Raw genomic sequence first — 25,311 nt, forward strand, 5'->3', positions numbered from 1 at the left:
TATAGGCAAAAAAATGGCGGGAGTGACGGGACTTCCCGATTACTATCGGGACGACCTTCAACCCACGCTATAGGCAAAAAAATGGCGGGAGTGACGGGACTCGAACTCGCGACCTTCTGCGTGACAGGCAGACGTTCTAACCAACTGAACTACACCCCCGCTTTGCGGCACTTCAATTATTTGCTTAAATAACTAAAGCTCGGTCATACTGGGGAAAGGGTAATTTGCTGTCAATACTTTTTTTTGATAATTAATAAATTTACTTTTAGACGAAATAATACGTAAAAAGCTTATGATTTGTAAAATAGGGCTTTACATAAAAATGGGGGAGAGAAAAGTGGAATAAAATTTATTATAAGGATAGATAATGGCAGATAGAATAATACGTGGGACGGCTGGTAACGGTCAGATACGGTTCTTTGGAGTGAACTGTCTGGAGACTGCTATCAAGGCACAGGAAATACATGAATTATCTATAACAACCAGTGTACTCACAGGCAGACTACTGGCTGCAGCGCTGATGATGGGACTAGATCAGAAATCAGCTGATGAGAAATTAACCATTAAGCTGGCTGGCAGTGGAGAAGTGAAAACAGTAATCGTGACTTCGGATAATCAGGGCAGAGTAAAATGCTATCTTAGTAATCCGAAGGTGGAACTCCCCTTAAGTGAAAATGGGACAATAAATGTAAGTGGAGCATTGGGTGAAGGCACGCTCACGGTGATCAAAGATATGGGCTCCGGGCATCCTTATCAGGGAACAATAGAATTGCAGAATGGTGAGATCGCCACTGATCTGAGTTATTATTTCAGTCAATCTGAGCAGATACCTACAGCCATGGGACTGGGCGTATTGATTGAGCCGGAAGGTGAGATACGTCAGGCAGGAGGATTTCTGGTGCAATTAATGCCTGATGCCGAGAACTCAGTGATTGATATCCTGGAACGTAATCTGAGAGAATTGCCAAACCTCACTGATCTGCTTGATATGGGTTATAAGATAGAAGAAATACTGGAGAAGCTTATCCTGATGGGTTTGGATATCAAGATACTGCTTACTCAGCCAGCAAAATATTACTGTGATTGCTCACGAGAGAAGTTTTTACATGGTGTGAAATTACTTGATAAAGTGGAGCTGGAAGAGAGTATTGCGAAATCTGAAGACGTGGTAGTACAATGTCATTTCTGCAATAAAGAATATCATTATGAGAGTGAGGAATTAAAGCAAATTTTAGTTGCTAAGGACTAAAACGCTGCGCAACAAGGAGAATTTATGGGATTCAGGGCAAAGAAGGAATTAGGTCAGCATTTTCTAAAAGATAGAAATATTGCAGCTAAGATAGCGGGATTGGGCAAGATCAGTAAGGGAGAAACTGTTTGGGAAATAGGACCAGGACGCGGGATATTAACAAGAGAAATACTGGAATTCACTGATAAAGTGACAGCCTTTGAGATTGATGAGGAATTATATCCGTTACTGGAATCAGAATTTGGAAATAGGATAAACCTGGTGAAAAAAGATGTATTACGGGTAAACTGGGATGAGATGAGAGGTGATGAGAAGATCAAGATAGTGGCTAATATACCATATCAGATCACGTCACCCTTGATCATGAAGGCTATAAATTTCAGAGAAAATGTATCTGTAGTGGTGTTCATGATCCAGAAAGAAGTTGCTGAGCGTCTCAGGGCAGAGCCAAGTTGCAAAGAATACAGTTTTTTATCAATTAAGACCCAGTTTTATTTTGATGTGAAATATGAGTTTACGGTTAAACCGCATTTATTTTTTCCAAAGCCCAAGGTGGAATCTGCAGTGGTGAGTTTATATCCTAAGGCAGAGGTGCCGGAACTGGCGGAGCCTGAGAAGTTCTGGGAAGTAGTTGATACCAGTTTTAGGAGTAGACGTAAAACACTGCGTAATAATCTGAAATATATCTTGAGTAATGAGCAGGTGGCTGAACTGGAAAAAATTACAGAGATAGATCTGGTTCGCAGAGCGGAAACCTTATCTATCCCTGAATTTGTTGATCTTTACAATCTGGTCAGATTTCTTTAGCCATGGAAAATGTAATGATTTATCCATGAGTCGTGAGACGTGAGTCGTGAGTCGAGAAAAAAAAGAATAGGACACAGATGCCGCGGATTATACGGATTAACACGGATAATGTAATGTAATGTAAGAATTATTGAGCAACGAACAAAACGAACAAAACGAACTATTTTCCAATCACAAATCCCTATTCACGATTACGTCTCACGTTTAACGAACCTCGACTCACGGTTTTTTTACCACAGAGATCACGGAGAACACAGAGGGGGAAATTGAAAATTGAAAATGTAAAATGTAAAATTAAATGTAATGTAAGACATTGAACCACGAAAACCACGAAATGACACGAAAAAATGTAATGGGAATGTATGATGAGGGTAAGTAAGTCCCGATTTATCGGGATGAACCGTACTTGGGGTAGGAGTTCTGGGAGGCATGGACTGATTGAATTTGGGTGTATATGGTCGTCCAAAAGTCTTGTCCGGAGTACCGTTCAAAACTCTTGACTTATTTGGGAAAATGTAATGTAAGATATTTTTACCACGAAAACCACGAAATGACACGAAAAAATGTAATGATTTATCCGTGAGTCGTAAATCGTGAGCCGTGAGTCGAGGAATGTAAGAATGAAGAGAATTTAGCAACGAATAGCCTTCGCAAGCTTACAGCTCATCAAGACAAAACTAACAAGACGAACTGAAGAAATATTCGATTTGGATTTGCTTAAGGGTGAACGATTTTTTTAGGCTGACTGGTTATGGATAATATTGCGAACGGAGTGAACCCAGTGAACCCAGTAAACGTAGTGTGGGTAATTTAGGTTAATGAGTCGCTACCTGCGCTGTACATGCAATTTAGTGTGGGGATTATGAATTATTTAGATCACACCTTTAACTCTGGTGGGCTCCCATGGTTTGTTGAGGTAGTACTGGAGAAGAACTCTATTTTTACCGAGAAGGTTTTCGGGAATACGGTCTGCGTATTTTTCCATTACCAGGTATTCGGAGAATTTGAGATTAAGTTCATCAGCAACCTGTTTGATAAGCTCTATGCCCTGTATTACAGTTTCCTGGTCAGTGTATTCCATGAGATTGGTATTGCAGATGAGTTCAGTAACTTTTAGACGTGACGAGAATTCAAGCTCTTCGAGCATTTTGAGGATGCCATCAAGGTCAGAGGTGAAGGGTCTTTTTGTGTTGATCACTAACTTGAGTTGATAACCTCTTTTATTGATATTCTGCACATATCTTGCCAGAGTGCGGCAACCTGCGGGATCACCCCCAACATCGAGAACAGGAATTCTGGAGTAATCTTCTACTGCACCCATAATGCGGGGAGAGAGCATAGGCATATCCGCATGGGAATATTCACCATCTGGAGCAATAACCACGATTCCCTGACTGGCAAATTCCTCTCGGACCTGCCTGCTGCGGAAATAGGGATTTACCACATCAAGATCAACAAGTGTGACAGGTTTACCGTGCTTTTTGAGCTGCCAGGCGCTATTGATGGCATACTCACTTTTACCGCTGCCATAGGCACCGATAATGATAATTATATCTTTATTCATATTAACTCCTGTAAATCTATAATGCCAAATTCTAACAGCAAGATTGAATGTCAACCTCAGGTTAGAAACTTAAAACATAATATACTTTGACAATATAAGGCTAAAGCGGGAAATTGCTAAAAAGATGGAGAAGAATAAATGAGAAAGATAATATTAATAGCAGCCTTAATGGTAATGATTTCTGGTTTATCAGCAGATGAGATTAGTTTGAATTTTTTTATTCATCCACAGTTTACTATTGATAACATGGAAGCAGTGGATAAATTGCAGCAGGCGACTATTGATAGCTGTATGAGTATTAATGTATATGCCGGGGAGCTATTTAAACCAGCATTAGCAGATAGTCTGGTTTTGAAGTATATGAGCCAACTACCTGGGATGTTGTTTTCTCCTAATGATTTTTTGCATTATCATCAGGAGAAATTTCCTTCCTTTGGATTACTGGCAGCAAATATTGAGTCAGATAGTGTAACCACTCTTAAAAAATTTGTCATCAAAGTAGACACTTTACGGATTGGAATATTCAGTATTTATTCTCCAGACTGGGCAGTAAAGAACCAGCTTGCAGATGGAGTAGATGTTAGGGCAGATGTATTTGCAGTTGCCAAAGAGCAGGTTAAAAAACTCAGGTCATCAGGATGTGATCAGATAATTATGCTTACTTCCTTAAGTAAATATGTGGTAAGTTACCTGGTGAAAGAGATAGATATAGATGCTGTGGTGAACTTCGATTATATGACCACGAAAAACACAATGATGGGAGATAAAGAGCAAACTGGGTATTATTATATAAATAGCGAATCAGGTAAATATGGCAGGCTTAAGATAAAATCAGCGGGTAAGGCAATTACTACAGACTGGCAGGAGCTAAGCTGGGAAAATGCAGGCAGCGGCAGATAAATATATCAGATACCTGATATCAAGAGGTTCATCAGAGCACACAATATTCGCTTATAAAGGTGATCTGCATCAGTTCAGCGTATTTATGGTGAGATATTTTCCTGATGGGATAATTGATCTTAAAGAAATGAAACGCCTATATCTCAGGGATTATCTACGCTGGCTGAGGGAGCAGGGTAGAAGGAACAGAACCCTGGCACGAAAGGCAACAACCTTAAAGAACTTTTTTATATTTTGCCTGAAAGAAAAAATTATTGATGAGGATCCCGCCCAGTATTTGAAGATACCTAAGTACGAGAAAAAACTTCCACGACATTTTACTGAAGCGGAAATGATGCAGATCCTGGAACTTCCCGATCTCAGCAGTAAATTTGGCATTCGGAATAGAGCGATCCTGGAGATCATGTATTCCTGCGGACTAAGGATAAGCGAGGTTTGCTCATTGGAAACCAGGAATATAGATTTTAGTAATCGCATTGTGAAAGTAATGGGAAAAGGGCGTAAGGAGCGAATAATCCCCTTTGGGAGCAATTGCAGGAAAGCGCTGAAATATTATCAAAAGGTACGATATGAATTTGAACCTGATACCAAAGAGAAGACATTCTTTGTTTCCAAAAGTGGCATTCCCCTTTTGGGAAGGGAGCTTCGAGAGATACTGGATCATTATCTGGATTTGATCGCCCAGACAAAGGGATACTCACCTCACAGTATTCGTCATGCCTTTGCAACTCACCTATTGGAGCATGGAGCAGACCTGAGGGGAGTGCAGGAGATGCTGGGTCATGAGAATCTATCCACAACTGAAATATATACACATTTATCACTCGAAGAAGTCAAAAAAGTATATCAGCAGGCACATGCACGGAGTGAAGAAAAGAGAAAAAAGAAATAATTCCATTTTTTGGAATATTTATTGCATAGTAATTAAAAGAATTTCAGGAGGCCATATGAAAAAAATATTATTTGTTATTGTTTGTATTTTAATTATGAATTTATCCGGGGCAGAATTATTGATCGATAATCCGGGAGAGAATCAGGTCACAATACTCTCATCAAATAGTCAGAGAACATTGCTGGATTATGAGATCAATAAGGTGGTTACTAAGTCAGTGATGATATCAGGAGTGGAATATAACATATTGCATCTTGAATCTGAACCAGGGTTAAATGTAAAGGGTCAACCCGAATTACCTGTAATGAGACGAGGATTGTTGATAGATAATACCAGTAAAATGACAGTGAATATTCTCGATTCGGAATATCAGGAATTTGAGATGTTATTAGCTCCCAGCAAGGGTCCAGTATCATTTAATGAAGATTATAATTCAATCCCATACACTTTTGGGGAAGTATATTCCCAGAATATTTTTTTCCCAGATGCTAAAGCAAATTTATCTGAACCATATATCATGCGCGATTTTAGAGGTATAGATCTGCAGATCAATCCTGTGCAATACAATCCTGTAACTCATAAAGTGCGGATATATACTCATCTGGAAGTAGAAGTTATTGCTGATGGTGAATCAACTATAAATACCAGAAACGGGTATGCTGAAGAGATTGTGAAAGATTATAAAAATATGTATCAGAGACATTTTATTAATTTTAATGAATATTTAAGCGCATTGCGATATCCGGAAATTATGGATGTACCGGGAAAACTGCTGGTTGTCTGTTATGATGATTTTATGACAGCAATGGAACCGTATGTGGACTGGAAAATCCAAAAAGGTATCGAGACTGAAATCGTGGCAATGAGTGATATTGGAACAAATAATACTCAACTGCAAAACTATCTGGATAGCTATTATGCCGAAGATAATGAATTAGCCTGGGTATTATTTGTGGGTGATGCCCAGCAGATACCTGTAAAATATAATTATTCTACTTATGCAGGAGATGGTTATTATGCGGGTGTGGCTGGAACTGATCAATATGCCGATATAATGATTGGCAGGTTTAGTGCTCAATCAATTGAAGATGTGGAAACCCAGGTAGATCGCAGTGTTTATTATGAAAGGGATATTGTAGATGGCGACTGGATGCAGAAAGCTGCTGGAGTGGCATATAACGGAGGACCAGCTGGACAGCATTATGAAGGTGGCTGGGAGCATATGGGTTACATTAGAGATGATCTTCTGGAATATGGTTATTTGCAGGTTGATGAGATTTATGAAGGTCAGGGAGCAAATACACAAATGCTTGCTGATGCGATAAATGAAGGCAGGGGAGTGATCAATTATCTGGGACATGGTGAAGATCAGAATTATTATTCAATTCCCTTTTATGAAAGTGATGTTTATAATCTGGAAAATGTTGGTATGTTGCCATTCATAAGTAATGGAGCTTGTCTGATAGGTAATTTTGCTCCAATGACCTGTTTTTCAGAATACTGGTTGCGCGCTACTAATGATGATGGTGAAGCAATTGGGGCAATAGGTTTTTTAGGCAGCAGCATATCTCAATGGATTGGAGACCCTGAATATGGTCAGGATGAATTTGTAGATCTATTATGCGCAGAAGAAAAGCTGACTTTAGGTGGATTATGGTTTAATTGCATAAATTATGCTATTGAAATAACTAGTGAATATGATGAATTTTGCAGTTGGAATATGTTTGGGGATCCTAATTTAGCGGTTCGAACCAAGATACCGGAAGAAATAGAGCTGAGCCATATGCCGACAATTTTTATGGGATTTCCTTCGTTTGAAATCGATGCAGGAGAACCTGATATTCTTGTATGTATGACCAGAGATGGAGAAATAACTGCTTCTGGCTATACAGGTGAAGATGGCATTGTCGATCTTGATATATCTCAAGCTCCCCAGATACCGGGATTTTTTACTATCACTGCCACAGGATTTAATAAAGCAACTTTGATAGAAGAAATCCAAATGATCCCACCAGAAGGTGCTTATGTATATCTTGATGAATTTGATCTTCACAGTGGTTTAGATGGCATTATCCATGCAGGTGAGACAGCCACTCTTGATCTTAGTATTACAAATTATGGTACTGATCAGGCAAGCAACGTTCAGCTTGAAATGCTGCTGGAAGACGATTGGATTGAACTTATTGATAATAACGAAGAAATAGGAGATATGCAGACACAAGAGAGTATATTCATTGAAGATGCTCTATGTTTTGAAGTTTCTGAAGATATAGAATTTGCTCATCCTTTCAGTGCAGAACTGATTTTCACCAGTGATGAAGAAACATGGTGTTATGAGCTCTGGTTTTCCAGTTATGCGCCCAATGGATTATGGATGTCACCTATAGAGATCCAATATGAATTAGTAGAAGGAGACAGCGCTCAATTTGACCTGGTCATCAGTAACTACCTGGAAGAATCTGTTGAAATCAATCTTGGACTGGAAGCAGAGGAGACTCGTAACGTAGAAGATTGCTATGTGGAATGCTCAACAGAAGAATTCTTGCCTGGTGGAAATATAATATGGAATTTTGTAGCACATAATTATAGTGTTGATAACGAATGGGTAAGTGAGATAGAGCTTGATTTCCCGGATGATGTAGAGATCAATGATGTTTCTGCATTTACAGGAGCTTCAGGTGGTAATATGGAAACTGAAAGCGAGTTGGGTGATGGTGCTGATGTTATATGGATTGGAATTTCTCAGAATGGCTGGGGATATATGCATGGTGGAGAATCAGCTTCTTGTCAGGTTGAAGGAGAAATTGAATATGCTGATCTTGATTCAATTATCGTTGCTTGGCGGATAGCTGGAGATGGTTATGGAGCAGCTCCTCATGAAGCTACTGGCAGTATCAATCTATTCAATCCCTTATCCTGGATATATCTTAAAGATATTCATGAAAATATTCCAGCCGGTTCTTTTAGTGTAATTGAAATGCAATTTGATGCAAAGAGGTTAACGCCAGGTGAATACTTTTGTAACATAGTAATTTACGATGATAGACTTGAAACAATAGTGCCAGTGTTATTAACCGTAATACCTCAATCTGCCGATGATCAGGATAATATTACTGCCATGGATAGAATGAGCACATATCCTAATCCCTTTAATCCCAGTTTGAATATTTCCTATAATCTCAGTTCAGATTCTAATGTGGAATTGACTGCTTATAATCTGAAAGGCCAAAAAGTTGCTGTACTATTTAACGATCTTCAGATCGCAGGAGAGCATAAATATATCTGGAATGCGGAAGATTTACCAAGTGGGATCTATTTCATTAAGCTGAAAAGCGATAATATAAATAAAGCTGAAAAGGTGTTATTACTGAAATAATATGAAGTTGCTGAGAAATATTGCTATACCAATAGATCAAAGCCAGGATCTTGAAAAGGTGATTTGCCAGAAATTAAATCTGGCAAGCCAGAAGCTTGTTTCCTGGGAAGTAACCAGAAGGTCACTTGATGCTCGCAGGCGAAATCATCTGGTCTGGCAGTATAATGCTCTTGTGGAAATTTCAGGCAAATTTCCTCAAAATCCTGATCTGCTGGAATATAAAGAGAAATTAGCATATATTAACCCGAATATTAAACTGCATGATATTCAACCTGTTATCATTGGTGCTGGTCCTGCAGGCTTATTTGCTGCTTTGATCCTTGTGGAAAAGGGTTATAAACCTTTATTATATGATCAGGGTGAACCAATTCCTGAGAGAGATGAAAAAGTTAAGCAATTCTGGCAAAAGGGGATATTGGATACTGAGAGCAATATCCAGAACGGTGAAGGTGGGGCAGGTACATATTCAGATGGAAAGCTGACTTCACGCAATCAGGACTTTTATACTACTCAGGTATATAAATATCTCATAAAGTTTGGAGCTGATCCTGATATTCTGATCAATTCTCATCCGCATCTTGGAACAGATAAACTAAAGAAAATTATAACTTCTATCAGAGAATATCTTGAGCAAAATGGCTGCAGATTTTTCTGGAAGCATAAATTGGAAAGAATAACAATCAAAAATGGGAAAGTTTCAGGCGTTTTTATTAATGGTGAAAAACTGGATCCAGAAATAGTAATTCTGGCACCAGGAAACTCTGCTCGGGACTTATTTAAAATGTTGACGGGTATAATACCTTTGCAAAACAGGTCTTTAGCTGTAGGATTCAGAATTGAGCATGAGCAGGAATTTATTAATGCTCTTTTTTATGGAGATAAAACTGATACCTCTCTTACTGGTGCTGGAGAATACAGGATCAAAGTTCAGTTGAAAGAAGGAAGCGTGTATTCTTTTTGTATGTGCCCAGGTGGGATAGTTGTTAATGCTTCCAGTAATGCTAAAGGAGTGGTTACAAACGGGATGAGCTGGTCGAAGCGGAAAGGGAAATATTCCAATGCAGCGATTGTGACATCAATAAATGTTACTTCGGAGAGTAGTGATGCTCTAGCGGGAGTAAGATTTCAGGAGATGATCGAGCAAAAATGCTTTAAATTATCTGAAAGTTATCTTGCACCGGCTCAAAAAGCGGAAGACTTCATTAAAAATAGATACAGTAAGAAACCTTTGAAAACTACATTTTTGCCTGATTCTATTCCCGCTGATCTCAATAAAATTTATAATCCTGCGATTACAGGCACAATTAAGGAAGCATTATCATACTGGGATAAGCGTTATAAGGGCTTTGCCAGTGAAGGGACATTACTTGCTCCTGAAACGAGAACATCCTCGCCAGTACGTATAATCAGAAAAGTTGATACCTGGGAGAGTGAAGGTGCTGATAACCTTTATCCTATCGGTGAAGGGGCTGGTTATTCAGGAGGAATTATCAGTTCAGCAGCAGAAGGCATAAAATTATGTGCTAAATTTGAATATTTTCAAGGGTCAAAAATTGCATTGTAGAAATTTTACGTTAGCTTATTTATAGCTGACTTTATTTTTGTTTTTAAATAATAAAAAGATAAAGGAGAATTTAATGAAAAGAAGGTTGATAATTTTATTTATACTCATTTATGGATTGTCACTTTTAGCCGATCTGGAGATTGCTCCAGGCTTTGAATACAATATGGTAGGTCCTGCCTATAATGGGGAGACACTCAATTTTGTTTCAGACACGCTATATGTAACTAATGCAGGAATTACTGAAGATTTTACTATTCACCTGGAAACCAGTGAATTACCAGATGACTGGCATATAATGTGGTGCCATGATTATGAAGATGCATTATGCCATTTTCCAATTTTCCCCTGGACATTTAATTTTGTAACTGATACAGTGATAAAGCTTGATTTTACGGTAAATTACAGTAGTGGACCAGGAATGGAAGATATAACATTATTCTGGTCAGCAGATGGGATAGATGATATTCAGATGGATTTTACTTTCAGAACTGAGGATTATGTAAATACAACAGACGCAGAAATAGTTTCTACAGTTACTTTAGATCAGAACTATCCTAATCCTTTTAATCCTGAAACCACAATAAATTATCATCTCTCAGAAGCAACTCGATCAGAACTGATAATTTATAACATCAAGGGTGAAGTAGCTAAAAATTATGGAAAATCATTTCAGGAAGCAGGAGATTACAGTATCGTCTGGGATGGAAGGGATTCTGATGGAAAGAATCTTCCTAGTGGAATATACTTATATAGATTACAGACAGCAGGAAAAATTATTACAAATAAAATGATTTTGATGAAGTAGGAGGTTAAGTGAAAAGACTATTTTTAGCTTTATTTTTACTATTAAGTTTTGCTCTTTCAGCAAGCCAGTATTGGGTTGTTGGCGAAGTGTTCACCCAGACTTGGTGAGGTTATTGTCCATCAGCCCGGGCAGGGCTGGCAGATTTGGAAGAATATCCTGATGCACCATATTTTATCCCGCTTATATGGCAGGGAGACAGTTCATATATTAGCCCTCATTATACTCAGAGGGGTAATATTTACGGAGTAGGCGGTATTCCACACGCTCAATGGGGTGGCACAGAAAGTATCGTTGGTGGTGGTGGAAGCACAATGTTTGCCCAATATCGCACCCGCTATAATGCTATGGTAAACTGGGTAAGTCCCCTGGAAATAAACCTTCTGCTCGATCCCGGTTATGAAAGTGTTTCAGCAGAAATTACTGTTACTGGAGAAATTGCGACCTCTAATAACAAAGTTATCTTCATCTTAACTAATCACCAGAATAATGAATATTTCTGCTCAGTGATATCTTATGATGAATATGACTTTGATCTTTCTGAGATTGGTGCTACAGAGACATTTGTGCATACAATAAACACTAATGGTTATGATATTGAAGATGTTGCTGTAAATGTTCTTGTGCAGACATTATCACCCAATTATCAGATTTTACAGGCTGGTAGAGTGATCGTTTCAGAAGCAGTTATCCCCTTGCAGGTGGAATCAATAGATTTCGAACCCGTTATGGTTGGTGAAACAGCTACTCAGACTATCCAGTTATACAATTATGGTGACTCTGAACTAACTGGGATGATGTTCCCTCCAATAGGGTTCACTGCTCCTGCAGAGTTCAATGTTGCTGCTCATTCTATTCAAGAGGTTGAGATTGGGTTTGCTCCTCAGCAGGCAATTCCCTATTCTGATATTATGATTGTCACAACTTCCCAGGAAGCTTATCCTACTTTCTTTATTGATATGTCTGGTGAAGGATTGCCTTCAAATGCTCTTGATACTGATGAAATCGTTCCACTTGCGGAAATTACAGGTAATTATCCCAACCCATTCAATCCGGAAACTACTCTTCTATATAATCTTACTCAAGATGCCATTGTGACACTTACAATCTATAATGTTCGTGGAGAAGAAGTTGAAGTACTTGAAAGTGGATTCATGCAGGCTGGTTCACATCAGATAATCTGGAAAGCAGAAGACTTATCTGGTGGAGTTTATTTTGCAAAATTAAAAGCTGGTGTTCAAACTTCTGAGCACAAGATGATATTATTAAAATAATCCAAGGAGTTATGATGAAAAAGTTTTTCCTAATTTCTTTAATGTTAATGTTGTTTACCGTTTTATCTGCCACGCAGATGTGGGTTGTGGGTGAAGTATTCACCCAGACATGGTGAGGTTATTGCCCATCAGCCCGGCAAGGATTGCTGGATGTGGAAAATGACCCCGCTGCAGAATTTTATATTCCCCTGCTATGGCAAGGTGACGGTTCCTGGCCCAGTCCCGGCTATAGCGCCAGAGGTTCAATGTATGGTGTAGGTGGAATCCCTCATGCTCAATGGGGTGGATCAGAAGATATAGTTGGCGGTGGTGGAACTACGATGTATAATTCCTATATCAATATGTATAATCAGTTGGTTGATGTTGAAAGTCCTGTGGAAATCCAGACTGGTCTTGGTTTTGATACCAATGGAGATCTTATGGTTCAGGCTTTGGTTGAGGTTACTGGTGATATCACGACAACTAATAACAAGATTGTTTATATCATGAGATGGTATCAGAATGCAGAATATTTCTGTACCGTAGTTGGTTATGCAAATGAAGATTTTGATTTAACAAGTATTGGTGAAACCGGTTCATACAGTTACAGTTTCCCCATGAATACTGGCTGGGAAATTGAAGATCTCACTGCCGTTGCAATGGTTCAAACTTATAGTGGTAATACTGCTATTTTAGGTGCTGGTCAGGCTCAATTAACCGGATTGGTTGCTGGTATTGGCAGTAATGTACAATCTGGACCCGCTTCTCTTGCAGTTCAATTCTCAAGTGTTTCATATCCTCTCACAGGTATTGAATCCTGGGAATGGGATATTGATGGTGATGGCGAGTATGATTACACAGAAGAAAATCCTTACCACATGTATGATACTCCTGGATCTTATGATGTAACTCTCAGAATTGGAATGGAAGGTGAATATGACGAAGTTACAATTCCAGATTATATTACTGTTACAGAAGATGCGGTAGCAGAAGGTGTTGTATCCGGTGTTTGGCACAGTGATCTGGGACCATATCTGGTTACGGGTGATATTACGGTCAATCCTAATGATCTGCTGGAGATAGAACCAGGAACTGAAATTATATTTGAGAATGAAGCGGAATTTATGGTCAAAGGCCAATTAATTGCCGATGCGCGTGATTCTGACATGATTATTTTCCGTACAGAAAGTGATTGGACTGGAATTCATATTAAGGACAGTATGCAGGAAAATATCATTGCCTGGTGTGAACTCTCTGGTGCTACAGAATCAGCCATTTATGTAGAGAATTCTGATTGTGATATTATTAATAATTTCATTCACGAAAATACAGGTTCTGCTCTGGGAGCTGCAATAGAATTACTCGATGTTATGGATATTGAGATATCAGGGAACCTGATTGCCAATAATACAAGTTCTTCACTCACTGGTGGGATTTCAATGACAAATGGTTTCCCCAATGTCCACAATAATATTATTGTTAATAATACTGCCGGTACTGCCGGTGCTTTCAGTATCAAGCAAAATTCAGCCCCGGTTCTGGTAAATAATACTATTGCCAATAATATTGGTGTAAATGGAGCTTTCCTGCTTTTTAATTCTCAACCTACCCTGGTAAACTGTATTGTTCAGAGCGAAGGAAACGTATTTGCTGTGATTGCCAGTACTCCTACTGTATTGTATTCCTGTATTTCTGGTGGTTACACTGGTGAAGGCAATATTGATGTAGATCCTATGTTTGTTACCCCATCAGAAGGTTATGGTTCAGATTTTGATGGTATGATTGCTAACTGGCAACTGGCTGCAGGCTCTGAGTGTATTGATGCCGGTGATCCAAATGAAGTCTATAATGACCTGAACGGCACTCAAAATGATATGGGTGCTTTTGGCTGGAATGGATTCCCCGATTATGGGTTTACAGATATTGATCCCGAAGATATAGTTCCTGCTCAGGTTGAGCTCAAGGCTTATCCAAATCCTTTTAATCCTGAGACTAATATCGGTTTCACTCTTTATGAACCAGCAAATGTCCGTCTGGAAATCTATAATATCAAGGGTCAGATGGTTGATTTACTTACAGATAGACACTTTGATACTGGAACTCATCAGATTACCTGGAATGCTGAAAAATTTGCTTCTGGCGTATATTTCGTTATGTTTAATAATGGCGATGGAAATATTTTCCAGAAAGTAGTCCTGATGAAATAAGGTAATAAGAAAAAAAATAAATAGAATACGAAGCCGGGGACGAAAGTCCCCGGCTTTTTGTATGGAGGTTTAATGAAATATATAAAAACTGTGCTCCTGGCATTGCTGCTTTTAAACAGCATTTTGCTGTCAGCTGCAGTACGGCATGTCACTGGGGAAGTTTATTCCGAAATCTGCAGTGGTTGAGGTGGTGATTACAGTGTGGCGCGTGACGCCCTTATCCAGCTTGCCTCAGAGCATGATGATGTTGTTCCACTTATCTGGCAGATGAGTGAACCCGCTTCTCCTGGTGGTAGTGAACGGTTTCAGCTATATGGCGGTGAAGCCTATCCTTTAAGTGTGTTTGGTGGAAATCTCACCTATCAGGGTGAAGATGACGCTGTAACTCAGTTCGGAGATTTTTATGATCAGTTAACAGGTGAGGAAACTCCCTGGAATATCGATCTTCATTTTGGATTAGATAGTCAGGATAATTATCAGATATCAGCAGATATCTCACTTGAAGATACGATATCAGCTGATAGCATCAATGTTTTTTTTGCTCTCACAAGGCATGATCTCAGTAATTATTCTTCTCTGGTTCTTAATAGTTCTTTTAATGATACTCTCATGATAACAGATTCAGGTGCAAGTGTTACTATAGATAAGCTTTTCGATTATAGCGAGTATTATGAACTCACTTCACTCAGAGCAGTAGTGATCATTCAAAATATGCAAACTCGTGAAATACTGCAATCCGCTCAAACCGGTATTACACAGTTAATTCCAGAAATAATGGTGAATCTTAATTCGGGTCCAGCAAGTCTGGGAGTATATTTCCAGAGTGCTTCTTTTCCTGTTGATAATATTTCTATGTGGCAGTGGGATTTCCAGAATGATGGTATCATAGATTCCTATGAAGAAAGTCCCTACTGGGTATTTGAACAGCCTGGATTATATGATGTAAAACTGATGATCTCTGACGGAGAGAGCAGGTCAGAAAAAACATTCCCAGAAATGATCGAAGTGTTGGGTACCGATGATGTGGAAGGCACCGTGTTAGGTGTTTGGAGTCCACAATTTAATCCCTATCACATAGTTGATGATATTTCTATCCCTTATTATGGTGAACTGGTTATAGAACCTGGGACAGAGATCATCATAGATTATAATAAAAAGATCAATGTCTATGGTAGAATAGATATCTCCGGTACGATTGAAGAACCAGTGATTCTCACCTCAGATGCTACCTGGAAAGGAATTAAGCTGCTTAACTCGCTTCAGGAAAACCGCATTGAATATGCTGAGATCACCAATACGAATCTTAGTGCCATAAATGCCAGTTATTCTTCCATAGAGATCCTTAATTCAAAGTTCTATGGTAATACAAGTGGCTCACTGGGTGCTGCCATTAATCTTCTGGGTTGTGATGATGTACTCATCCACGGCAATATGATAGTCAATAATTCTTCCAGTATGACAGGTGGTATAGCTTTGAGAGCTTCTCATCCGTTTATCAGTAATAATATCATAGCAAATAACGAAGGCAGCATGGCAGGTGGACTGGTTATTCGGGACGGTTCGGCTCCGGTTGTTATCAATAATATCATTGCGTATAATGATGCACCAATTGCGGCAATATTTGTTGATGAATCCACTCCTGAATTTATCAATAACATCCTTCTTGATGATGTTGATGTATTTCTGGGAAATGTTGATGATATGCGGATTGATTATAATTTAAGTTCCCAAACCTTACCGGGAACAGGAAATTTTTATGCAGACCCGCTCTTTATTAATCCTACTCCAGCCAGCGGTTTAGAATATAACGCTCTGGAAGCGGATTGGCATCTTCAGATAAATTCTCCCGCTATAGATGCCGGAGATCCTTCTGAGGAGTATAATGATCTGGAAGACAGCCAGAATCCCGGATATGCATTATATCCCTCCCTGGGTGCAGTTCGCAACGATTTGGGCTTCTATGGCGGCCCTGGTATCATCCCCGAAGTAGTACCAGCAGATGATGATGATATAGTACCGGCAAATAGTGTTGTACTTATCTCATATCCTAATCCTTTCTTTAGACAATCTTCCCGCAGCCAGATCAATTTTGCGATCGAAGGTGCTGATGGGGGAGAAGTGAATATCTATAATTTAAAAGGACAAAAGATAGCCAGTCTGGAAATGGAGCAAAGAGCAACAACGATTTCCTGGGACGGCAATAATAAATTTGATAAACCAGTTAGCAGTGGTATCTATTTTGCCCGTTGGCAAAAGGATAACCTCTCAGTAAACAAAAAACTGATAATCCTGGATTAAGAAAAAATAAAATCGGGCAGACCAATCATCTGCCCGATTTTTTTTACCAGACTAAGCTATTGACTTATGACGTTATCCCGGATTGAGTTTAGAGCGAGAAAGCGGACGTAACGGACTAAGAAGACATAGCGGACACAGCAATAATTATGAAACCAGGCAAACATTAAATTATTTTTTTCGAGCATAAATTTTCTTATATAAATCTCGATGCAATTAACGCAATCTTTCTTGTAAATTTCCAGATAACAATTTTATTTCAGATTGACTTTTTCAGTCTTCCAAGTGTGAAACAGGTGGAACAACTAAGCACAATATAACAAAAAAATGTCAGTACGTGCTTTGTTGTTCCACTTTGAGTCTGGCTTAATGATGATGAATAAGAGATAGTTATATATTATAATGGGATATATGGTAAATATAAAACTATAGTATAGAAATGAAACAAAATTATTATTCTAATTGCTGAAAACTCTCTGAAGTGAGACGAAAGTATTAATAAAAGATGTCGGAATAAAGTAATGATAAAATTATGAAAAATGATAAAGTCCGAATGAAAGAGGAGATATGGTAAAATCTGGGTTGGAAAATTCTTGACCATCGGGGGCAGAGAAATTTTTTAACAACTAAGATATGAGATTAAGGAGAATGAAATGGCATTTAATTTGCGAAACAGGAATTTTCTGAAGCTGCTTGACTTTAGTCCCAAGGAAATAGAGTATTTGATAGATCTGGCTCAGGATTTGAAGAAAGCCAAGTATGCTGGAGTAGAGCAGCCGCGTCTGGAAGGGAAAAATATCGCTTTGATATTTGAAAAAGCTTCTACCAGAACGCGTTGTGCCTTTGAAGTGGCAGCCCATGATCAGGGAGCGCACGTTACTTATCTGGGACCTTCAGGGAGTCAAATAGGTTATAAAGAGACCATGAAAGATACAGCAAGAGTTTTGGGCAGGATGTATGACGGGATAGAATATCGCGGGTTTGGTCAGTCAATAGTTGAAGAACTGGGAGAATATGCAGGAGTACCGGTATGGAATGGTTTAACCACAGAATTTCATCCTACACAGATCCTGGCAGATTTCCTTACAGCACGCGAACATCTAAAAAAGCCATTTAATGAGATGGTATTTGTATATGTAGGTGACGGTAGGAATAATATGGGAAACAGTCTTCTAGTAGGTGGAGCTAAGCTGGGAATGGATATACGGATAGTAGCACCCAAGGAAGTTCAACCTGAAGGTAACCTGGTGGACACATGTCAGGAGATAGCTTTGGAAACCGGAGCCAAGATCACGATAACCTCTGATATTGCCAAGGGTGTGAAAGATGCAGATGTTATCTACACTGATGTGTGGGTATCAATGGGTGAACCAGATGAAGTGTGGGAACAGCGTCTTAAGCTATTATTACCCTACCAGGTAAATAGGGCAATGATGAATATGACAGGCAAGTCAGATACATTATTTATGCACTGCCTGCCAGCTTTCCATAACACAGACACCACTATGGGAGCCAAGATCAATGAGAAGTTTGGTGTTCCTGAGATGGAAGTGAGTGAAGAGATATTTGAAAGTGAGCAATCAGTAGTCTTTGATGAGGCAGAAAATAGAATGCACACGATCAAAGCAGTAATGGTAGCTACTTTAGGTAAATAATTTCTAAAATAAAAAAGCCGCTGTATAATCACAGCGGCTTATATATTTACTATCTCTCCTAATTTCCTAAATACTTTGTAATCAGGGAAGTCCAATAGTTTGAATTAATAATCTGCCTGAGCGCAGTATTGATATCATTTTTAAGTTCATAATCCTTTCTCATGGCAATACCATATTGATCATCAGTTTTTATCAAATGAACAATTTTAAGAGGTTTAATATTACTGAAAGCTTTTGCTGCAGAATCATCAAGTATCAAAAGGTCAATTTGATCATTCATCAGAGCGGAAATCGCCTGATTATTATTATCAAAAGCTGTGAGATTTTCCCAGGGTAGGATATCCTTTTCCACAAGATTGAATTGGAGGAAGTATTGACCAGTAGTACCATTTTGAAATCCGATTTTATAGGCAGCAATATCTGTTAACTCATCGATTTTTATGGGACTATCTTCGACAGTGATCAATGACTGGTCAGCAGAAAAATAGGGTATGGAAAAATCAACGATCTGCTGGCGCTGCGGATTGATAGTGATAGCAGATATTGCCAGATCAATACGATTATTAAGTAATGCTGGCAGCAGTTCATCAAATTCCATTCTGATAAATTCCAGATCATAACCAATGGATTCTGCCAATTTATTAGCCATTTCTACATCCAAACCAGTTAATACCTGATCCTGCATGAATTCGAAAGGTGGATAATCAGCATTTAAGCCAATTCTAAGTTTTGGTTTTGCTTTCCCGCAGGAAAAGATCATGATACTTAAAATCACGATAATAACTAATTTAAATTTTCCCATATAAACCCCTTATAATATTTTTAATCTAAAACTTTCTTTATGCTGTCAATAAAAAAAATGGGAAATATAAAAAAATGTGAAATTATTGGTTTTTATTATTAAGGCAGAGTGATATTACTTGACTATAAACTGAGAGAAAAGTAATAAGAAAAAAAGAATAAGAGGTAAGTTAATGGCTATTGTGTATTATACAAAGGAGATCAACGCAGAATCAGTCTGGAAAATATATCAAAAGGTTTCTGAGCCTATTTATGGCAAGATTGGGATCAAACTCCATTTTGGGGAGCGTGGTAATATGAATTATCTTGATCCGCAATTGCTACATATTCTGGCAAAAGAACTTAAAGCATCTCTGGTGGAGACCAATGTGCTATATCTGGGACCTCGCAGAGAGACTGCATCACATCTGGAAGTAGCAGAAGAACATGGCTTTAATTTTGCTCCTATAGATATTCTGGATGCTGAGGGAGAATATACATTACCCTTTATGGACGCAAAACATTTTAAGGAAGTAAGGCTGCCGAGTGGTATTGACAGGTATGACAGTTTCATTATATATTCGCATTTCAAGGGACATATAATGTCCGGTTTTGGTGGAGCGATCAAGAATGTAGGGATGGGAATGGCGAGTATTCCAGGTAAGATGGCACAGCATGCATCTACAATTCCGATTGTTAATGACAGTTCTTGTGTGGTTTGTGGTTTATGCGTGAAGGAATGTCCTGGCAAAGCAATTACACTTGAGCCGGTAAAAATTTCCAAAGAATTATGTATCGGCTGTGGAAAATGTATTGGGGTATGTCCCCAAAGATTATTTTCCATTCCGTGGGGGAGTACCAGTTTGAAAGTATTTCAAGAGAGAGTGGTGGATTATGCCAGGATGATCTCCACAGGACGAAAGATGATCTATATAAATGTGATTGATAAAGTTTCACGGCTTTGCGATTGTGATATGGGAGCACCGCCACCCTTTGCTGAAAAGATCGGAATTGTAGCATCCACTGATATGTTGGCTGCAGATAAAGCTTCACTTGATCTTGTGAATGATCACATGAAAGAAAAAGATACTTTTGCCCGTTATTCTGGAGTGAGTGGTAATCATCAGCTTGAATATGCCTTGGAAACAGGACTTGGAAGTATAGAATATCAGCTAATTGAGATAGAATAAAATGAATGTGATTCATAAACTTGACTAAATTTTATCAGAATAAATTTATGACGGCATACGGGAGGCAATACTGATGATGAAAAGACAAAAGACAAAAAGAGTGATCAACAAGCAGGAAAAAAAACGTAAAGCATTACTGGAAGCTGCGATCAAGATATTTTCTGAAAAAGGTTTTCATGGGGCAAAAATAAAGGAGATAGCAGAAGAAGCCGGGGTGGCTGACGGAACAACCTATCTCTATTTTAAAAATAAGGATGATCTGCTGATCAAGGCTGTAGAGAATTTATTTGAAAGCAGATTAGATGCAATTGAGAAACGGATAAGTAATGAGAAAAGTGGATATGACAAGTTATTCAGTTTTGCTGAGGAGCATATCACACTTTTTACAGAAGATCCTAAAGTAGTAAGATTTTTAGCAGTAGAGCTGCGTCAAAGCAAGGACTTTTACAATAAATATCCTGATTTCAAGCCATTACGTCATTATCTTACTTATCTGCAAAGTATCTGTACTGAAGCCATTGAAGAAGGTTCAATCAGGGATATTGATCCAGTAACCTTGAGTTATATTATCTTTGGTACAGTAAATTTTGTAATAACGGAGTGGGTAGTCCAGGAAAAGCCCTTTTCGTTGGAAGATATCAAAGGTAAAATCATTGATATCTTAAGATATGGCTTGAAAAAGGATAGATAGGGAGCTTAATTCACTCTGGTTTGTTTTACTCTCATTTTAACGCTTTCACCGCAATTAATACACATGGGATAGATTTTACGGTTAAGGAGTATTTGTGTCCTGAACTTTTGAAACGCATTTCCCTTCCAGAGAGTGATTAGAGATATATCATTGATGTTTCCCAGAGCATAATCAATATCTTTATCAAAACAGCAGACTGACATTTCACCATTCCAGTTGATAACGGCATTTACCCAGATGCGACGGCAACGATTTGGTATTCCAGCCTTAAGCTCAAAATTGTCACCCTGAATTTTATAGCGTCTATAGCGAGGATTTTGAGGGAGGAATTTATCAATATCTTCCTTAGAATATATCTGGACGGTTTTTAATTCCAGATTATCTACCTGAATCTTTTCTGCCATTTTCCTGATCATTTCAATTTCATGTTCATTGTGCTTCATTACCAGAAATTGCCAGCGCAGCAGAGGATTCTTCTTTTTGAGTATCTGGCGTGATTTCACGATAGATCGGGCAAAATCCAACACGTTAGAAAGTGTTCCATTTATCCGGTATTTATTGTAGGTCTCCTGAGTTGCTCCATCCAGAGAAATGATCAGGGAGTCCAGTCCGCTTTCTACAAGTGAGTTGGTATCAGGTTTGATGTTTCCATTAGTAGAAAGCAATGTGAACATCTTTTTATCAGAAGCATATCTGATCATCTGGAGAATTTCTTTATTAAGAAGTGGTTCTCCCTGATTCCAAAGCACGATCATAAAGCTTTTTTCATGAACCTGATCAACGATATTCTGAAAAGTTGCCAGGTTCATATAACCTTTCGCCCGTTTAAGAGTCCCATTACCTGAGGGGCAAAGAGGGCATTGCAGATTGCAGATATTGGTAGGCTCGATCATAATTACCGGAGGGTTACCCCAGATATAAGGTTTTCTGGTGAGTAGAGATAAAAAATATCCGGCATAGACCTTTATTACATTCCAGGTACGGGGAAGAGTGATTGCCTTCCTTAGAAAGCGGAGATTTTCATTGATCATTTACTTCCTGCGAGATATCCTCTTCTTCCTGATCATCATCAGGCTCATCAGAATCCTGCTGTAATTCTTCCAGCATTTCCAGGGCAGTTTCAGCATCAGGCTGTCTCACCTGAATTTCTATAAATCCGGAAACAGAATAGAATCCATTATATATAGAACCAAAATTTTCATTCTTAACCGTAAAATCAATCTCAGCATCGCTCAATAATGATTTGGCTATGGCAATAGTTCCCAGGTTATAAGTTTTCAATACAGTAACGTAATCTTCATTCATATTACTTCCTATTCGCTAAATTCTTCTACTTGAAAAATAAATATATCAGTTAAGGGATCAAGAAAAGCATCGGGTGGGAGCATGGCTTTAGAATGGCAAAGGTGTTGCAGGAATGTTACTTTATCCCAACCTGTTTCTCTGGCAACTTGAGGTAAAAATACTCCGCTGTGATATCCTTGCTGTACCATTACTCCATCTCTACCCATGACGATATCATCCAGAGATTCTATTTTTTTCATGGGGGTGAGAATTGAGATCTCAATTATAATATTTTCGAGTTCTCTTCGAGATACTGGAGCAAATCGTGGATCAGCAAATGCTGCTGATTTTGCCATTTCCCATATAGCTTTATAAAGCTCATCACGGGCGATCATGTGTCCTATGCAGCCCCGGAGATCACCGTGTTTGTGTAAAGTTACAAATACTGCTCGATCTTCAGTTAATTTCGGGTTCTTGGGAATGGGGATAGCAGAATCACTATTTTCAAGACTATCAATAATAGAATTTCTGGCAAGCTGTAAAAGCCATGTCTTATCAGCTGCTGACAGAGATTCAGGCGTATTTACTATTGAATCAGTCTGCGCTTTGGGAAAAACCAGGGCACTATAGCCTACAACTTCCTCTGTACCATATTCTGGATGGGTATCTCCTGAATTGGCATAATGCAATAATTGAGGTTTACCGCTTTCAAGTTTCTGCATGATCTGTTGAAAAATGGTGAAGGCATGATAACCACATAATTCACATTCCCGACAGGTGATATTACGTTCAAGCTCAGTCCAATTTTCTGCCAGGATCAGGTCAGTGGTCTTACTATCAATCCTGTTTGCCTCTTCATATGGGTGAAAATGAGACATATCAGTACTATTAATAAAAAGCACCTTTTTCCCGCTTTCTTTTACCTTTTGGTAGATGATATCTGCAGTTTCTGCTAATAGTATTTTATCATTTGTAGAGGTTAATATACTGACGATATTAAAATCCTGCAGCAGATACTGCAAGAATGGTAATTGAGCCTCATTGCTGTGTTCACTGAAATGTACTTTTTCATCACATTTAATGTTATTATGAGAAGATATGATCTGCTTTGCTAATTCCGTATCAACAGGAATATTGCCCAGGGGAGTTTCCATATCTTCGCCATCATATACACTTACAATTCCTGAAGCATAATGATGACTGGATCCAAGTAGGATAACAGTGTCATATTCTTTGCCCTCGAGGAGTTTATAGCTCCAGGCTGCCACTGGGGCACTGAACATATAACCTGCATGTGGAACCATCATTCCTATAGGAATGATCTTCTGTTGAGCAGGAGTCAGTTCCACTTGTGCCAGATAACCACGGATGTCCTGCTTTAGCTGAACAGGATCACTAGGATACCATCTGCCACTGACTGCTGGTTTTCGCGTACGGCAATCCAGAGGTAGAACCAAACAAAAGACCAATAGAAGAAGAATTGAAATCACGTGCTCCATTTATCACCTCCTAATTACAGAACAATTGCACAATCTCTGAAGAATTGTGACTGTCAAGGAATTTTAGTGATGTTCTGAAATGAGAATAATATTACATGATGAATATATGAGTAACTTTTCAGATTAGAGATAGTGTTCAAAGGGAAAAGGATAGATACTATTGGAGTAAATTACTTTTTTTTACTTGCCAGAGGAATTGAGTATTGGGAGAGTGCAATCAGTATCTAAATGAAGGAAGAATAATGAGAAGAGTATTATTGATATTGATACTGATCGCTTTGGCAGGTCTATTATACTCAGCGAGCAGCTTTGAAAAATACTGTAATTCTATCCAGAATCGCAAAGATCTGTTTTGGGGAATTGGGGAAGCAGAAAGCGAGATAGTGGCAGGTGAGATTTGCCGCAATGAACTGGCAAAATCCATCAGTAGCTGGTATTTAACAGAAATAGGTCTGGAAAAGCGGATAAGTTATGGTAATCGAGATAAATATGAGAGAATGGTGAATGTCTGGCTGAGCAGTATGATGACAGACATAAAAATAGAGCGGAGTATCGATAAAGAGCATCATGAGATATGGACAATCAGCCGGGAAATTGTAAAAGAGAATTATGACCAAAAGATGGAAGAAATCAAGCTCAATATAAATCGAGGCAGGCAGGCATTGGAACTCAATAAACTGGGGATTTTTTTTCGCTGTTTCTACGTTGCAATCGTGGAGATTGATCTACTGGCTGGGAAAGAAGTTATAATAGATGGACAGGTATGGGATACTGATGCAATGATCACTGAGATCACTAAAGTAGTTGAGAATCTGGCGATAAAATTAGTTAGTAATAATTATGAAGCTGGTAATAGAAGACTTATCCTGCAAGTGCTGTATGAAAGGCGCCCTGTGAACGATATCCGACTGGGAATTCTTACTGGTGATGATTATGAATATTATTCACTATCTGATCGATATCTACAGGTAGATCTATTTGGTTATCAATATGCAGAAACAGAAAATATCAGTTTCAGGATCGATATTCAGGATAGTGCAACTCATGCCTTGGGTAAAATAATCAGCGAGTTAAGTAATATAACAGGTATGGATGGCTATGAGGCATATAGGACAATTCCCTTGCGGAAACTGGAATATGAAGAATCTAGTTGGGAAGATGTAAGATTACCTGTAGAAGAAGATGAAACTCAATTGGAAAACAGGATCAGGATCATTTTGGCAAGTATAGAAACAGGCAGCATATCTGACAGTGATATATTTGCATCAGATGAGGTGCTCCAGCAATTCATCTGTCTTCAGCA

The 25,311-nt window shown here is 38.7% G+C and carries 19 protein-coding genes and 1 tRNA gene; 14 read left to right on the forward strand and 6 right to left on the reverse strand.

Features of this window, described 5'->3' with window-relative positions; translation table 11 throughout:
• Nucleotides 1-82: 82 nt before the first annotated feature.
• Nucleotides 83-159: transfer RNA gene (locus RAO94_12105), tRNA-Asp, on the reverse strand.
• A gap of 208 nt (nucleotides 160-367) precedes the next feature.
• Here RAO94_12105 and hslO point away from each other — a divergent pair.
• Together hslO and rsmA are read left to right on the forward strand one after the other, a co-directional pair.
• Entirely contained in the window at nucleotides 368-1,249 is an 882-nt protein-coding gene (gene hslO, locus RAO94_12110) for an Hsp33 family molecular chaperone HslO (GenBank protein ID MDP8323086.1), read from the forward strand.
• A 24-nt stretch (nucleotides 1,250-1,273) separates the two neighbouring features.
• On the forward strand, nucleotides 1,274-2,056 hold the full coding sequence (gene rsmA / locus RAO94_12115; GenBank protein ID MDP8323087.1) for a 16S rRNA (adenine(1518)-N(6)/adenine(1519)-N(6))-dimethyltransferase RsmA: 783 nt from the start codon (nucleotides 1,274-1,276) through the stop codon (nucleotides 2,054-2,056).
• An 871-nt stretch (nucleotides 2,057-2,927) separates the two neighbouring features.
• Here the strand turns inward: rsmA and RAO94_12120 are convergent.
• The gene (locus RAO94_12120) at nucleotides 2,928-3,620 is read right to left on the reverse strand and encodes a hypothetical protein (GenBank protein MDP8323088.1); all 693 of its coding nucleotides are present in this window, start codon (nucleotides 3,618-3,620) and stop codon (nucleotides 2,928-2,930) included.
• A 138-nt stretch (nucleotides 3,621-3,758) separates the two neighbouring features.
• On the opposite strand from RAO94_12120, the gene RAO94_12125 reads away from it, so the two are divergent.
• From RAO94_12125 to argF, 9 genes are all read left to right on the forward strand, one after another.
• Nucleotides 3,759-4,520 carry a hypothetical protein gene (locus RAO94_12125; GenBank protein MDP8323089.1) on the forward strand — a complete coding sequence of 254 codons (762 nt, stop codon included), beginning with the start codon at nucleotides 3,759-3,761 and terminating at the stop codon, nucleotides 4,518-4,520.
• The gene (locus RAO94_12130) at nucleotides 4,501-5,412 is read left to right on the forward strand and encodes a tyrosine recombinase XerC (protein MDP8323090.1); all 912 of its coding nucleotides are present in this window, start codon (nucleotides 4,501-4,503) and stop codon (nucleotides 5,410-5,412) included. The genes RAO94_12125 and RAO94_12130 overlap by 20 nt, the downstream gene beginning before the upstream one ends.
• 55 nt (nucleotides 5,413-5,467) lie before the next feature.
• Nucleotides 5,468-8,788: a C25 family cysteine peptidase gene (locus tag RAO94_12135; GenBank protein ID MDP8323091.1), complete on the forward strand. Its 3,321-nt coding sequence runs from the start codon at nucleotides 5,468-5,470 to the stop codon at nucleotides 8,786-8,788.
• Nucleotide 8,789: 1 nt separating this feature from the next.
• Complete coding sequence (locus tag RAO94_12140; GenBank protein ID MDP8323092.1) at nucleotides 8,790-10,352, forward strand: hypothetical protein; 1,563 nt, start codon at nucleotides 8,790-8,792, stop codon at nucleotides 10,350-10,352.
• Between the two features lie 73 nt (nucleotides 10,353-10,425).
• On the forward strand, nucleotides 10,426-11,157 hold the full coding sequence (locus RAO94_12145; protein ID MDP8323093.1) for a FlgD immunoglobulin-like domain containing protein: 732 nt from the start codon (nucleotides 10,426-10,428) through the stop codon (nucleotides 11,155-11,157).
• A gap of 143 nt (nucleotides 11,158-11,300) precedes the next feature.
• The gene (locus RAO94_12150) at nucleotides 11,301-12,428 is read left to right on the forward strand and encodes a T9SS type A sorting domain-containing protein (GenBank protein ID MDP8323094.1); all 1,128 of its coding nucleotides are present in this window, start codon (nucleotides 11,301-11,303) and stop codon (nucleotides 12,426-12,428) included.
• Nucleotides 12,429-12,580: 152 nt separating this feature from the next.
• A complete protein-coding gene (locus RAO94_12155) occupies nucleotides 12,581-14,614 on the forward strand; it encodes a T9SS type A sorting domain-containing protein (protein MDP8323095.1) in 2,034 nt (677 codons plus the stop codon).
• Nucleotides 14,615-14,815: 201 nt separating this feature from the next.
• A complete protein-coding gene (locus tag RAO94_12160; protein MDP8323096.1) occupies nucleotides 14,816-16,912 on the forward strand; it encodes a T9SS type A sorting domain-containing protein in 2,097 nt (698 codons plus the stop codon).
• A gap of 650 nt (nucleotides 16,913-17,562) precedes the next feature.
• The gene (gene argF, locus RAO94_12165; protein MDP8323097.1) at nucleotides 17,563-18,564 is read left to right on the forward strand and encodes an ornithine carbamoyltransferase; all 1,002 of its coding nucleotides are present in this window, start codon (nucleotides 17,563-17,565) and stop codon (nucleotides 18,562-18,564) included.
• Nucleotides 18,565-18,622: 58 nt separating this feature from the next.
• On the opposite strand, the gene RAO94_12170 is transcribed toward argF, so the two are convergent.
• Nucleotides 18,623-19,366, reverse strand: a complete 744-nt coding sequence (locus RAO94_12170) for an ABC transporter substrate-binding protein (GenBank protein MDP8323098.1) — start codon at nucleotides 19,364-19,366, stop codon at nucleotides 18,623-18,625.
• A gap of 172 nt (nucleotides 19,367-19,538) precedes the next feature.
• Here RAO94_12170 and RAO94_12175 point away from each other — a divergent pair, with 172 nt between their 5' ends.
• The gene (locus RAO94_12175; protein MDP8323099.1) at nucleotides 19,539-20,534 is read left to right on the forward strand and encodes a DUF362 domain-containing protein; all 996 of its coding nucleotides are present in this window, start codon (nucleotides 19,539-19,541) and stop codon (nucleotides 20,532-20,534) included.
• A gap of 73 nt (nucleotides 20,535-20,607) precedes the next feature.
• Complete coding sequence (locus RAO94_12180; protein MDP8323100.1) at nucleotides 20,608-21,225, forward strand: TetR/AcrR family transcriptional regulator; 618 nt, start codon at nucleotides 20,608-20,610, stop codon at nucleotides 21,223-21,225.
• Between the two features lie 5 nt (nucleotides 21,226-21,230).
• On the opposite strand, the gene RAO94_12185 is transcribed toward RAO94_12180, so the two are convergent.
• The 3 genes from RAO94_12185 to amrB are packed head-to-tail and all read right to left on the reverse strand — an operon-like array spanning nucleotide 21,231 to nucleotide 24,008.
• Entirely contained in the window at nucleotides 21,231-22,256 is a 1,026-nt protein-coding gene (locus RAO94_12185; GenBank protein ID MDP8323101.1) for a radical SAM/SPASM domain-containing protein, read from the reverse strand.
• Complete coding sequence (locus tag RAO94_12190) at nucleotides 22,246-22,530, reverse strand: DUF2007 domain-containing protein (GenBank protein ID MDP8323102.1); 285 nt, start codon at nucleotides 22,528-22,530, stop codon at nucleotides 22,246-22,248. The genes RAO94_12185 and RAO94_12190 overlap by 11 nt, the downstream gene beginning before the upstream one ends.
• 8 nt (nucleotides 22,531-22,538) lie before the next feature.
• Nucleotides 22,539-24,008 carry an AmmeMemoRadiSam system protein B gene (gene amrB / locus RAO94_12195; protein MDP8323103.1) on the reverse strand — a complete coding sequence of 490 codons (1,470 nt, stop codon included), beginning with the start codon at nucleotides 24,006-24,008 and terminating at the stop codon, nucleotides 22,539-22,541.
• Between the two features lie 242 nt (nucleotides 24,009-24,250).
• Between amrB and RAO94_12200 the strand changes: the two genes are divergently transcribed.
• Nucleotides 24,251-25,311: hypothetical protein (locus tag RAO94_12200; protein MDP8323104.1), on the forward strand; the 1,061-nt coding region annotated here is incomplete at its 3' end.

Source organism: Candidatus Stygibacter australis (assembly GCA_030765845.1).
In the GTDB taxonomy this organism is placed as follows: Bacteria; Cloacimonadota; Cloacimonadia; order Cloacimonadales; family TCS61; genus Stygibacter; species Stygibacter australis.

What these genes read in the sequence shown, in the direction of transcription:
- RAO94_12170 (MDP8323098.1), bottom strand. Translation starts at nt 19,366, where the DNA reads ATGGGAAAATTTAAATTAGTTATTATCGTGATTTTAAGTATCATGATC.
- RAO94_12135 (MDP8323091.1), top strand. Translation starts at nt 5,468, where the DNA reads ATGAAAAAAATATTATTTGTTATTGTTTGTATTTTAATTATGAATTTA.
- RAO94_12145 (MDP8323093.1), top strand. Translation starts at nt 10,426, where the DNA reads ATGAAAAGAAGGTTGATAATTTTATTTATACTCATTTATGGATTGTCA.
- RAO94_12180 (MDP8323100.1), top strand. Translation starts at nt 20,608, where the DNA reads ATGATGAAAAGACAAAAGACAAAAAGAGTGATCAACAAGCAGGAAAAA.
- RAO94_12130 (MDP8323090.1), top strand. Translation starts at nt 4,501, where the DNA reads ATGCAGGCAGCGGCAGATAAATATATCAGATACCTGATATCAAGAGGT.
- amrB (MDP8323103.1), bottom strand. Translation starts at nt 24,008, where the DNA reads ATGGAGCACGTGATTTCAATTCTTCTTCTATTGGTCTTTTGTTTGGTT.
- RAO94_12140 (MDP8323092.1), top strand. Translation starts at nt 8,790, where the DNA reads ATGAAGTTGCTGAGAAATATTGCTATACCAATAGATCAAAGCCAGGAT.
- RAO94_12125 (MDP8323089.1), top strand. Translation starts at nt 3,759, where the DNA reads ATGAGAAAGATAATATTAATAGCAGCCTTAATGGTAATGATTTCTGGT.
- RAO94_12175 (MDP8323099.1), top strand. Translation starts at nt 19,539, where the DNA reads ATGGCTATTGTGTATTATACAAAGGAGATCAACGCAGAATCAGTCTGG.
- RAO94_12190 (MDP8323102.1), bottom strand. Translation starts at nt 22,530, where the DNA reads ATGAATGAAGATTACGTTACTGTATTGAAAACTTATAACCTGGGAACT.
- argF (MDP8323097.1), top strand. Translation starts at nt 17,563, where the DNA reads ATGGCATTTAATTTGCGAAACAGGAATTTTCTGAAGCTGCTTGACTTT.
- RAO94_12120 (MDP8323088.1), bottom strand. Translation starts at nt 3,620, where the DNA reads ATGAATAAAGATATAATTATCATTATCGGTGCCTATGGCAGCGGTAAA.
- hslO (MDP8323086.1), top strand. Translation starts at nt 368, where the DNA reads ATGGCAGATAGAATAATACGTGGGACGGCTGGTAACGGTCAGATACGG.
- RAO94_12185 (MDP8323101.1), bottom strand. Translation starts at nt 22,256, where the DNA reads ATGATCAATGAAAATCTCCGCTTTCTAAGGAAGGCAATCACTCTTCCC.
- rsmA (MDP8323087.1), top strand. Translation starts at nt 1,274, where the DNA reads ATGGGATTCAGGGCAAAGAAGGAATTAGGTCAGCATTTTCTAAAAGAT.